The 10,482-nt window shown below is 63.4% G+C and carries 7 protein-coding genes and 2 pseudogenes; 4 read left to right on the top strand and 5 right to left on the bottom strand.

The annotated features are described in order from the left end of the window. The 3 genes and pseudogenes from B7X90_RS06970 to B7X90_RS06960 form a co-directional block, all read right to left on the bottom strand. Positions 1-779: pseudogene (locus B7X90_RS06970) on the bottom strand (F0F1 ATP synthase subunit alpha); the annotation flags it as partial. A gap of 52 nt (positions 780-831) precedes the next feature. Then, positions 832-1,217: pseudogene (gene atpH, locus B7X90_RS06965) on the bottom strand (ATP synthase F1 subunit delta). A 152-nt stretch (positions 1,218-1,369) separates the two neighbouring features. Beyond that, positions 1,370-2,995: a serine protease gene (locus B7X90_RS06960; protein WP_292622973.1), complete on the bottom strand. Its 1,626-nt coding sequence runs from the start codon at positions 2,993-2,995 to the stop codon at positions 1,370-1,372. 85 nt (positions 2,996-3,080) lie between these two features. On the opposite strand from B7X90_RS06960, the gene ada reads away from it, so the two are divergent. Further along, positions 3,081-4,124 carry a bifunctional DNA-binding transcriptional regulator/O6-methylguanine-DNA methyltransferase Ada gene (ada, locus tag B7X90_RS06955; RefSeq protein ID WP_292622976.1) on the top strand — a complete coding sequence of 348 codons (1,044 nt, stop codon included), beginning with the start codon at positions 3,081-3,083 and terminating at the stop codon, positions 4,122-4,124. Beyond that, the gene (locus tag B7X90_RS06950) at positions 4,121-4,996 is read left to right on the top strand and encodes a type II CAAX endopeptidase family protein (protein WP_292622971.1); all 876 of its coding nucleotides are present in this window, start codon (positions 4,121-4,123) and stop codon (positions 4,994-4,996) included. The genes ada and B7X90_RS06950 overlap by 4 nt, the downstream gene beginning before the upstream one ends. A gap of 148 nt (positions 4,997-5,144) precedes the next feature. Here the strand turns inward: B7X90_RS06950 and B7X90_RS06945 are convergent, their stop codons facing one another. Then, positions 5,145-6,701, bottom strand: coding sequence for a cryptochrome/photolyase family protein (locus B7X90_RS06945; RefSeq protein WP_292622970.1), 1,557 nt, complete (start codon positions 6,699-6,701; stop codon positions 5,145-5,147). 48 nt (positions 6,702-6,749) lie between these two features. Beyond that, entirely contained in the window at positions 6,750-8,915 is a 2,166-nt protein-coding gene (locus tag B7X90_RS06940; protein WP_292622968.1) for a primosomal protein N', read from the bottom strand. A gap of 71 nt (positions 8,916-8,986) precedes the next feature. Here B7X90_RS06940 and B7X90_RS06935 point away from each other — a divergent pair, with 71 nt between their 5' ends. Together B7X90_RS06935 and fsa are read left to right on the top strand one after the other, a co-directional pair. Continuing rightward, complete coding sequence (locus B7X90_RS06935; RefSeq protein WP_292622966.1) at positions 8,987-9,670, top strand: DUF4197 domain-containing protein; 684 nt, start codon at positions 8,987-8,989, stop codon at positions 9,668-9,670. A 95-nt stretch (positions 9,671-9,765) separates the two neighbouring features. Beyond that, positions 9,766-10,419 carry a fructose-6-phosphate aldolase gene (gene fsa / locus B7X90_RS06930; RefSeq protein WP_292622965.1) on the top strand — a complete coding sequence of 218 codons (654 nt, stop codon included), beginning with the start codon at positions 9,766-9,768 and terminating at the stop codon, positions 10,417-10,419. Positions 10,420-10,482 lie beyond the last annotated feature (63 nt).

Raw genomic sequence — 10,482 nt, 5'->3', positions numbered from 1 at the left:
GGATACGCTTCGCGGCCCGGAGGACGACGCAGCAGCAGCGACATCTGGCGATAGGCCACGGCCTGCTTGGAAAGATCGTCGTACACGATCACGGCGTGCATACCGTTGTCGCGGAAGAATTCGCCCATCGTCGCGCCGGTGTAGGGTGCGAGGTACTGGAGCGGAGCCGGTTCCGAAGCGGTGGCGGCCACGACGATGGAATATTCCATCGCGCCGTTTTCTTCGAGCTGGCGGACGATCTGCGCCACGGTCGAGCGCTTCTGGCCGACAGCGACGTAGATGCAGTACAGCTTCTTGCCTTCATCGGTGCCCGCGTTCGGGCCTTTCTGGTTGATGAAGGTGTCGATGGCGACGGCGGTCTTGCCGGTCTGGCGGTCACCGATGATCAGTTCGCGCTGGCCGCGGCCGACGGGCACGAGAGCGTCAATTGCCTTGAGGCCGGTCTGCACGGGTTCGTGCACCGACTTGCGCGGGATGATGCCCGGAGCCTTGACTTCCACGCGCTGGCGGGTGGCGTCAACGATCGGACCCTTGCCGTCGATCGGGTTGCCCAGAGCATCGACCACGCGGCCCAGCAGACCCTTGCCGACGGGAACGTCGACGATGGTGCCGGTGCGCTTGACGACATCGCCTTCCTTGATCTCGGCGTCCGAGCCGAAGATCACGACGCCGACATTGTCAGCTTCGAGGTTCAGGGCCATGCCCTTAACGCCGTTCGAGAACTGGACCATTTCACCGGCCTGAACGTTGTCCAGACCGTGGATGCGGGCGATACCGTCAATTTCAGCGGCGCGGATTTCCATTTTCAGCCTTTCACAGAGCCTTGAGGCTTCAAGCCTTCATCGCCGTAGCGAGGGAATTGAGACGGGTGCGGATCGAGCTGTCGATCATCTGGCTGCCGATTTTCACGACAAGGCCACCGAGAATATCGGGATCGACGTTGGTCTTGAGCTTGATCGACTTGCCGGTGCGCGCCTTCAGCTTTTCAGTGAGGGCAGCGATCTGGGCATCGTCGAGTGCGTGTGCGCTGGTCACTTCGGCAGTGGCCTCGCCACGGCTGGCAGCCGCGATCTGCGCAAAAGCGCGGATCACATCGGGCAGCGCCGAAAGGCGGCGGTTGGCGGCGAGTACGCCAGTTCGAACAACGCCGAAGCGTAACGCCCTGACAAGCTGGCCGTAATGCCGCCGGAAATCTCCACGCGCCGAGGTTCCTTCATCCAAGGATAAGCCGAAGCAGACCATTGCCCGGTGACGAACACCGAGTGGCCTGCAGACGGGGCGCGCCTAGCAACGTCACGCGCTTATGACAAGATGCGACTTGCCTTCTCGTGCATAGGTATGACCGTGTTTTTTCGCGCGCAGGCTGCAATTACCCGGCTGGCTGGCAGTTATAGCGCATCCGCTCGTTGGGTTCAGGCGGCAAAAGCGCCTTGATCCCTTGCTGGCTCCGGCCAAATTGCAGCGCAGCATCCTCGCCCGCACCGCAGGCAGGCGCGTTCAGTTTTGCACGCTCGGTCCGGGCTTTGGTCATGGTATCCAGGTCCACCAGAAAGCGCTCAACGGTGTACGTGCGCGTCTGCGGATCATACGAATTTACTGACACCGCCTCTTCCTGATTGGGCACAAGAATCCGGCTCCAGCCATCCGGCGCCACGCCATATTGCGTCTTGCCGTTCATGCAGCCGCCCTCGGTCCACTCGATCGGCACGTCGGTTATGTCTGACACGGTGACGCGGCTACGCTGCGGATCGAGCACGCAGATCATCTTGCCAGCACCCGATTTCGCTGTGGCGATTGCCGATGCGCTTGCGCTCGGCTCCGGCTCGCTCAGCATTTCCTTCGCACGGCTGTCTATCGATTCGAGCGAAGGGCGCAGGAACCACACGGCCACCGCCGAAACCAGCAGCGCACCTGCGCCGAACAGATGTTTGCGCTGAAACCGGCCGCGTCGTTTGGACGCCTGAACCATCCCCCAGCCACCTGCGCCCAACGCGCCAACAAGCAGTAGCGCGGCCAGCGCCATGCCGTTGTCCCGCTCCGAAAACACCGCGCGTTCAGCATCGCGCTGAGCCTTGTCCATGGCCTTTTCCCGGGCCTCAGCCTTGGCCGCGTTCGCCGCCGCCAGCTTTGCGCCTTCGCCGACAGCGCGTTCTGCTTCGGCGCGGTTCAGGTCCGCAATCGAGCGGCAAGGCAGCCCGCTGCTGTGCACTTCCACATTGGCGCGGCGCAGAAACGTGGAAAGTTCGCGCATCGAAATTGCAAAGTAGAAGGCCGAATCAGTCCCATTGTCGCTGATCGTGCCGAACGAGTTTACCCCGATCACCCGGCCACACGAATCGAGCAGCGGCCCGCCCGAATTGCCAGAACCCAGCGGCGCGGTGTGCAGCAGCGTATCGAACGAGCGTGACGAGCGCCCTCCTGACAGATAGCCGCGCGTCTTCACCGCGGCTTGTGGCGTCACCAGATCGGCCATCGAAAGCCCCTGCGCCAGATCGACGTTGCCCGGATAGCCGACGGCATAGACCTCCCCGCCATCGCCCGGCACGCCCGGAAACAGCGTGATAGGCGTGATCGATCCGCCGCCCTCGATCTTCAGCAGGGCAAGGTCGTTCCCCGGCGAATAGGCCACCAGCCGCGCCGGATAGCCATTGCGCCCCTCTGCCGGGACGACGCCCGCGATCAGCGAATCATCGCCGCGCAGTTCTTCGACCACGTGGGCATTGGTGACGATCAGATTGGGCGTCACCGCAAAGCCGGTGCCGTGGGTAATCAACCGCGCCCTGTCACCATCGCTTTCCACGATCACCACGCGCACGACAGAACGGCTCGCCGCCGAAATGTCTGCCGGGTCAGCGTGCAGGGTAGTGCCTGCAAGCAAAGCAAATAGGGCAGCGAACAACACGATTATGGGCTTGGCGACACGCATGGCCTGCTTCTTGCGCCCTTTCGCTTTGACCGCAAGGTGCGGGACGCGCATGTCATCGGGAATTGGCATGGTCTCTCCACAGCCCCGGAGTTGTCCTATGCCTGATCGACTGCACACTTGCCCTGCGCGCGGGGCTGACTATCCCTCGCAGATAATGCACACGCCGCCGATCCCCGATGATGAAGCATGGGCCGCCGTCATGGCGCGTGATCGCGCGTTTGACGGGCGCTTCGTCACCGGCGTGCTTACTACAGGTATCTACTGCCGCCCCTCTTGTTCCGCCCGCCATCCCCGGCGCGAGAACGTGCGCTTCTTTGCCGATGGCGCGGCAGCGCGGGCGGCGGGTCTGAGGCCTTGCTTGCGTTGTTCGCCCGATGACGTCTCGCGCGATGAGCGTGCAGTTCTGGCTGCCATCGAGGCGATCAAGGCCGCCGGGCAAACCCCGGCGCTGGCTGATCTGGCGCAGCGCTGCGGCTATTCGCCCACGCACTTTCAGCGCGTGTTCGCCCGCCACACTGGCCTGTCCCCCGCCGCCTATTCCCGCGCCTTGCAAAAGGAGCGCATGGCGCAGGCCCTGACTTCAGCAGAAAGCGTGACCGATGCCATCTATGACGCGGGTTTTTCAGGCCCTTCGCGGTTCTATTCTGCAGCAGAGGATCGGTTGGGCATGACACCTTCAGCATGGGCCAATGGTGGGCAGGGGGTGACAATCCGCTGGGCTGTGGTGCCAACCTCGCTCGGCGCGATGCTGGTTGCCGCCACCGACAAAGGCGTGTGCCGCCTGTCCTTCAACGAGGACGAAAGCGCTTTGCGCACCCGCTTCCCCAAGGCTGCGCTGGAACAGGGCGGCGAAGCTTTCGGCGCGCTGCTTGCCGATGTGGTCGCAGCTGTGGAGGCGCCGGGCGATTTTGCGCACATCCCACTCGATGTGAAGGGCACTGCTTTTCAGGAGGCCGTATGGCAGGCGCTGCGGAAAATCCCGCCGGGCGAGACGCGCTCCTATGCGCAGATCGCCTCCGAAGTGGGCAAGCCCGGCGCGGTGCGTGCGGCAGGTTCGGCCAACGGGGCAAACAATGTGGCAGTCCTGATCCCGTGCCACCGCGTGATCCGCTCGGACGGCTCACTCGGGGGCTATGCCTATGGGCTTGAGATCAAGCAGCGATTGCTGAACAAGGAACGCGAAGGCAGCGGGGGATGATTGTGGACGATGTGCAGCAGGCTAAGCAGGGGACACTGCGGCGGATCATTGTCTTTCCGCTGACGTTGCTCATCGTCGAATTTCTCGCAGTAGGATTTGTGGCTTCGCTGGCGTCTGCGCTGCTGACCCCGTTTGTCGATGTCGATGGCGTCACCGGATTGCTGGGTGCGCTCGCAGTAGCGGGCCTCGCCATTGCGATCTACCTTGCCTGCCGCCGCTGGATCGAATGGCGCGCGAACGATGAACTGCCCCCCGCGGCCTTTTTGCGCGATGTGCCGCTGGGCCTGCTGATCGGGGCGGGTCTGTTCACGCTGATGACCGGAATCGTAGCGCTGATGAGTGGCATTCGCGTGGAGCGGGTCAACGGCATGGGCGCTCTGTGGGGAATGCTCGCCATGGCGGTCACGTCGGGCACGATCGAGGAAATCCTGTTTCGCGGTATCCTGCTGCGCCACATCGAATCGATGCTTGGCACATGGGCCGCGCTGCTGATCACCTCGGCGCTGTTCGGTGCGGCCCACCTTGCCAACGAGGGGGCCAGCCTGTTCGCCGCCTTTGCCATTGCGATGGAAGCGGGCATCCTGCTCGGAGCGGCCTATCTGTGGACGCGCCGACTGTGGGTGCCCATCGGCATCCACGCCGCGTGGAATTTCACGCAAGGCTGGGTGTTCAGCGTGCCGGTGTCTGGCGGCGATGCGCCGGAAGGTCTGCTTGCTACCGTCCGCGAAGGGCCGGATTGGCTGACGGGCGGCCTGTTTGGGCTGGAAGCCAGCGTGATCGCAATGGCGGTGGCGACCGGCGCGGGGCTGCTGCTGCTGGTGCGCGTGGTGCGGCAGGGTGGCATCCGGCCGCCGATGTGGGTGAAGGGCTGAAATGTACATCCCCACCCCCAACCCCTCCCGCCTGCGGGAGGGGAGACGAGAGGATCGTTTCATGCCCTCCCGCAGGCGGGAGGGCCGCGAGACTTATTGAGCCGGAGGCGAAATTAGTCGCAGCGGGGTGGGCAAAAGCGCTGCGCCGTCAATTCCGCGCCCAACCAGCTTCAGCAGGCTCCAGCGTCGCCAGAAAAGCCTCCGCGCTTTCCAGATACTCGGCGCGCTTGCCCTCGCTCATCCGCCGCCATGTGGCATAGGGTTGCGCCAGCCGGTGATAACCCGCCAACTTCGTCTCATTGCGCGCCAGAAAGTGCCAGTACAGCGCGTTGAACGGGCAGGCCCCATCGCCGGTCTTCTTCTTCACGTTGTAGGCACATTGGCCGCAATAGTCGCTCATGCGATCAATATAAGCCCCGCTGGCGGCATAGGGTTTGGAGGCCAGCCGCCCCTTGTCCGCGTGCAAGACCATCCCGGCCACGTTGGGCAATTCAACCCACTCGAACGCATCGGCGAAGACCACCAGATACCAGTCAGCGACATCCTGCGGTTTCAACCCCGCTAGCAACGCAAAGTTGCCAAGCACCATCAAGCGCTGGATATGGTGGGCATAAGCGTTTTTCTGCGTCGTCCGCACGCAATCGGCAAGGCAGCGCATGTCGGTTTTGCCGGTCCAGTAGAAATCAGGCAGGGGGCGCTGCGCATCAAGCCCATTGGCATCGGCAAGGCCCGGCATTTCCAGCCAGTATATACCGCGAATATACTCCCGCCAGCCGATGATCTGGCGGATAAAGCCTTCCACCGCTTCAAGCGGTGCGCGCCCTTCACGCCATTCGGTCTCGGCGCGGCGGCACAGGTCCAGCGGATCGAGCAAGCCGATGTTGATCGCGGGTGAAAGCACGGCGTGAAACAGGAAATCCTCCCCCGCCACCATCGCGTCCTGATACTTTCCGAACAGCGGCAGGCGGTGTTTCAGGAAATCGTCACGCGCCGCTTCTGCATCGGCACGGGTTACTGGCCAGCCGAATTTCTCCAGTGATCCGAAGTGCTTGCCGAACCGGTTTGCCACGAGTTCCAACACCTCACAGGTAACCGCATCGTGTTCGAAGGCGGGCAGAGAAGGCGGCTGCAATCCCGCTTCCGGTCCTCCCCGGTTTTCGGCATCGAAGTTCCAGCGCCCGCCTACCGGCTTGTCGCCCTCCATCAGCAGTCCGGTCTTGCGCCGCATCTCGCGATAGAACCATTCCATGCGCAGTTCCTTGCGCCCTGCCGCCCACTCATAGAAATTGGGCAAGGGACAAACGAAGCGCGTGTCTGGCACGATGCGCAACCGCACCGGCAGGTCGGTACGCCACTGGTCCATCGCCTGCCGAACACGCCATTCGCCGGGCTCGGCCACCTGCACGCCGCGGACCTTGTGCCGTTCAACCGCGCGCGCAACTTCGCCCGTGAAGCTGCCGCTGTTCTCGGGATCATCCAGTTTGATGTAATCCACGGTCCAGCCCACCGCGCGCAATTCCTCGGCGAAGTGGCGCATGGCGGAAAGGATCAATGCGATCTTGGCCTTGTGGTGGCGCACGTAAGTCGTCTCCTCGGCCACCTCCATCATCAGCACCACCGTGTCGTCCGGCGTGCGGTCAGCAAGGCTGGATATATCGGGCGAAAGCTGATCGCCAAGGATGGGGACGAGGACTGGACCGGTCATTGTGGGTGAATGGCCGAGCGCGCGAATGGTTCAACCTTCCCGTTCGGGTCAGACGAAGCTGTAAGGATCAATATCCACAGCCACACGTACCCCCGGCGGAAAGCGCAAGGGATCGAGCCATTCGCGGATCACACGCTGGATTTCGCTGGACCGCCGCGCGTTGATCAGCAGCCGATAGCGATAGCGCCCGCGCAGCAGTGACAGCGGCGCTGGCGCAGGGCCAAGGATCAGCACGTCCTCCAGCCGGGGCGCGGTGCCGCCGATGCCGCGCGCCGCATCGCGGGCTTCGGCCTCGTCCTCGCTCGATACGATGATCGCCGCCCAGCGCCCGAACGGCGGCGCTCCGGCATCGCGGCGGGCTTCGGCCTCGGCGGCGTAGAAGGCATCACGGTCACCGCTCGCCAGCGCTTCGATCACGGCGGCTTCGGGGTGGCGCGTCTGGATCATCACCACGCCCGGCTTCACCCCGCGCCCCGCACGCCCGGCGACTTGCGCCACTTGCTGGTAAGTCCGCTCCGCCGCGCGCAGATCGCCGCCTTCCAGCCCCATGTCGGCATCGATCACGCCCACCAGCGTGAGTTCGGGAAAGTGGTAGCCCTTGGTCACAAGCTGCGTGCCAACGATCACATCGATCGCCCCGGCGCTGGCCTGTTCGACGAACTCCGCCGCTTTGGCGGGGCTTGTCAGCGTGTCCGAAGTCACCAGCGCAACCCGCGCATTTGGCAGGATTTCTGCCACTTCATCGGCGATCCGTTCCACGCCGGGACCGCAGGCGACAAGACAGTCCGGCTCGTGGCATTCGGGGCAGGCATCGGGCGTTGGCACCTCATGCCCGCAGTGGTGGCAGGCGAGGCGTTTGCTCAGGCGATGCTCCACCAGCCAGGCCGAGCAATTCGGGCACTGGAAGCGATAACCGCAAGCGCGGCACAGCGTCAGCGGCGCAAAGCCCCGGCGATTTAGGAACAGCAGCGATTGCTCACCCTTTTCCAGCCGGTCTTTCAGCGCTTCGACCAGCGGCGGGGCGATCCAGTGGTTGCGTTCGGGCTGGTCCACCCGCAAATCCAACACCTTGATTTCGGGCATCGTCGCACCGCCGAACCGGGCGGGAAGGACCACGCGTTCATAGCGTCCCGCCTCTGCCATCTGCAGACTTTCAAGCGCGGGTGTGGCGCTGGCCAGAATGACAGGTGTGGACTCGAACCGGGCGCGCATTACCGCCACATCGCGGGCGTTGTAGCGCACGCCATCGTCTTGTTTAAACGAGATTTCATGCGCTTCATCGACCACGATCAGGCCCAGATTCGCAAAGGGCAGGAACAGGGCGCTACGTGCACCTACAAGCACCTGAGCGACACCTAACGACACCGAACGCCACGCCCGGCGCCGTTCCGACGCCTTCAATGAGCTGTGCCACGTCACCGGCGGAACCCCGAACCGTTCCTCGAAACGCTTGAGGAAAGTTTCCGTCAGCGCGATCTCTGGCAGCAGCACGAGGACCTGCTGGCCCGCTTCGATGGCAGTGGCGATGGCTTCGAAATAGGTCTCGGTCTTGCCCGATCCGGTCACGCCGTCGAGCAGGAAGGGGCGGAATTCCTGTGCCTTTACAGCTTCAACGAATTTCGCTGCAACTTCAGCCTGTTGGTCGGAAAGATCAGGCACGGCGTGGTGCGGATCAGCGGCAGGGTAGGGGCGGTCCGAATCGACCACCACCGCTTCCAGCAATCCGGCATTGACCATTCCGCGCAGCACGCCATCGGAAACGCCAGCGATTTCAGACAGTTCGCGGATCGTGGCTTGCTGATCGTGCAACAGATCGAGCGCGATCAGGCGTTGCGGGGTCATCCGGCCCGGCTCGCGCCCGGTCAGGCGATATTCGGTGATGGTCCCGCCGCCCTGCAACGCCGCGTTGCTCGACAGCGCCATCCGCGCGACCGAGGCGAGGGGGGCGAGGTAATAGTCCGCCGTCCATTCGATCAATCGTCGCAAGGGGGCGGGGAGCGGGGGGACCGGAAGCACCTGCAGCAGCGGGCGCAGTTTGTTTTCAGGCACTTCCGTGGCAGGCAGGCGTTCTGCCTCCCATACCACGCCGATGATTTGGCGCGGACCGAGCGGGGCGAGCACGACGCTGCCGGGTTCCACGTCCATCCCGGCGGGCACCCGGTAATCGAGCGGGCCGAGCGCGGCATTGAAAACGAGGCATCGGACGCGGTTCATGTTAGCCCGTCTATATGGCGCGCAACTGCTGTGGGCAAAGCCCCGGCGCCAAGGAACTGAGGAGAAAAGATATGGCGCAGGTTTCCAACGTGCTGGGGCGGCGGGCTGTGCTGGGCGGCATGGCGTCAATCGGCGTGATGTCAGTGGCAGGCTGCGCCACGTATCCGGCGTTTTCGCTGGAGGAAGCGGTGCGGCGGTTGCTGTTCCTTTCAAGCGACCGCGCCTTTGCACGATTGCTGGCTCCGGGCGGCTTCTGGGACGATTCTGTCACCCGGCTGGCTCTGCCCGAATCCATCGGCAATCGCGGTGGCGTGCTGGCGCGAATCCTCACCGGGCCGCTGATGAAGGACCGTTTGAGCCGCGCTTTCAATGACATGGCCTATGACGCTGCGGAACGTGCCGCGCCGTATGTGGCCGACACTGTGCGCACCATCGGCGTGCGCGATGCGCTGGCCCTGATCCGCAGCAGCGATCCAATGGCGGCAAGCGCCTATCTGCATCAGGAAATGGGCACGAGCCTTGTCGAGATCATGGTCCCCGAATTTGGCGATGCGATTCGCGTCAGCCGCGAGCCATTGATCGGCGAAGTGCTGGGAGCGCTGACCGGCGTGGACATTGGCGGGATTGCCAATTCGCTGGCCATTCAGGCCGACAATGCCATCTTCCGGGCAATCGGGCGGGAGGAAGCGGCCATCCGTGCCGATCCGCGGTCAACCAACGATCCGGTACTGATGACGGCTTTCGGCCTCAAATAATCAGACAAATTATCAAGCATCAAGCCTGACAAGCCCGGCAGCTTTGCTTATAGGCGCAGGGAATCGTTTCCCCCTCCCTTCGGAAGGCCAGACCCATGAAGTTCTTTGTCGACACTGCCGATACTGCCGATATCGCGGATCTTGCCGCCACTGGCCTGCTCGATGGCGTGACCACCAACCCCACGCTGATCGCCAAGGCCGGCAAGGACTTCATCGAAGTCACGCGCGAAATCTGCGGTCTGGTCGATGGTCCGGTTTCGGCTGAAGTCGTCGCGCTCGACCATGCGGGAATGATGCGTGAGGCCGAAATCCTGCGCAAAATCGCGGATAACGTCTGCATCAAGGTGCCGCTGACCATCGACGGGCTGAAGACCTGCAAGGCCCTGACCAGCGACGGCACTCAGGTGAACGTCACGCTGTGCTTCTCAGCCAATCAGGCGCTGCTGGCTGCGAAGGCGGGCGCGACGTTCATCTCGCCTTTCGTGGGCCGTCATGACGACAATGGCTTCGATGGCATGGATCTGATCCGCGACATCCGCCTGATCTATGACAACTATGCGTTCGAGACGCAGATCCTCGTCGCTTCGATCCGCCACGGTGTGCATGTGCTGGAAAGCGCGAAGATCGGTGCTGACGTGATCACAGCACCGCCCGCCGTGATCAAGGGCCTGTTCAAACATGTCCTTACGGACAAGGGTATCGAAGGCTTCCTTGCGGATTGGGCGAAGACCGGCCAGAAGATCGGTTGAACTTGAGTTGGCCCGCCTGAGGCCCCCGCCTTCGCGGGGGCGCTCGCTGAGGGGCCAGAGGTA

This window comes from Novosphingobium sp. 17-62-19 (genome assembly GCF_002256775.1).
In the GTDB taxonomy this organism is placed as follows: Bacteria; Pseudomonadota; Alphaproteobacteria; order Sphingomonadales; family Sphingomonadaceae; genus Novosphingobium.
This window is presented reverse-complemented; position numbering and strand designations above follow the sequence as displayed.

Bases quoted from the DNA above. Each gene is read 5' to 3' on its own strand.
- fsa (WP_292622965.1), top strand. From the start codon at position 9,766: ATGAAGTTCTTTGTCGACACTGCCGATACTGCCGATATCGCGGATCTT.
- ada (WP_292622976.1), top strand. From the start codon at position 3,081: ATGCACACGCCGCCGATCCCCGATGATGAAGCATGGGCCGCCGTCATG.
- B7X90_RS06950 (WP_292622971.1), top strand. From the start codon at position 4,121: ATGATTGTGGACGATGTGCAGCAGGCTAAGCAGGGGACACTGCGGCGG.
- B7X90_RS06935 (WP_292622966.1), top strand. From the start codon at position 8,987: ATGGCGCAGGTTTCCAACGTGCTGGGGCGGCGGGCTGTGCTGGGCGGC.
- B7X90_RS06945 (WP_292622970.1), bottom strand. From the start codon at position 6,701: ATGACCGGTCCAGTCCTCGTCCCCATCCTTGGCGATCAGCTTTCGCCC.
- B7X90_RS06960 (WP_292622973.1), bottom strand. From the start codon at position 2,995: ATGCCAATTCCCGATGACATGCGCGTCCCGCACCTTGCGGTCAAAGCG.
- B7X90_RS06940 (WP_292622968.1), bottom strand. From the start codon at position 8,915: ATGAACCGCGTCCGATGCCTCGTTTTCAATGCCGCGCTCGGCCCGCTC.